Below are 776 nucleotides of genomic sequence, written 5' to 3'. Positions count from 1 at the left end.
AGTATTTAGCCTTGGAGGATGGTCCCCCCATATTCAGACAGGATATCACGTGTCCCGCCCTACTCGATTTCACTGATGATGAGATGTCGGTTACGGGGCTATCACCCTGTATCGCGGCACTTTCCAGAGCCTTCACCTGTCTCATTAAAAGCTTAAGGGCTAATCCAATTTCGCTCGCCGCTACTTTCGGAATCTCGGTTGATTTCTCTTCCTCGGGGTACTTAGATGTTTCAGTTCCCCCGGTTCGCCTCGCTGAGCTATGTATTCACTCAGCGATAACTGCTTATGCAGTTGGGTTTCCCCATTCAGGAATCTCAGACTCACAGGTTTTTACTACCTAATCTGAGCTTATCGCAAGTTAATACGCCTTTCATCGCCTCTGACTGCCAAGGCATCCACCGTGTACGCTTAGTCACTTAACCATACAACCCCAAAGGGTCTTTGTTACGCAACCAAAGTTGTCTGCATTTTTATACATGTGCAGACTCGATTTTGCCGGACTCAAATATGAATTACTTTCGTAATTCCCAAGAACACTTGAATGTGTGTTGGTACCTAATCTTTCGATTAGGATTTGAGAACTTTTAAATGAATAACATTAATCAAATGTTATTCGTCAGCTTTCCAAATTGTTAAAGAGCTATGCTCTGGGCCTAAACCCAAACCATCAATCTGTGTGAACACTCATCGCAATAATCTTTCGTATAAGGAGGTGATCCAGCCCCAGGTTCCCCTAGGGCTACCTTGTTACGACTTCACCCCAGTCATGAACCACA

At 44.8% G+C, this 776-nt stretch carries 2 rRNA genes; both read right to left on the bottom strand.

The features are described from left to right. Positions 1-422 (bottom strand): 23S ribosomal RNA (locus tag MMA19_RS26440); the annotation flags it as partial. Between the two features lie 283 nt (positions 423-705). Beyond that, a 16S ribosomal RNA gene (locus tag MMA19_RS26435) occupies positions 706-776 on the bottom strand; the annotation flags it as partial.

The sequence above is a fragment of the Vibrio sp. CyArs1 genome (assembly GCF_022432925.1).
Lineage (GTDB): Bacteria > Pseudomonadota > Gammaproteobacteria > Enterobacterales > Vibrionaceae > Vibrio > Vibrio mediterranei.
Note: the sequence above shows the minus strand (reverse complement) of the source record. Positions and strands in the feature narration are given on the sequence as shown.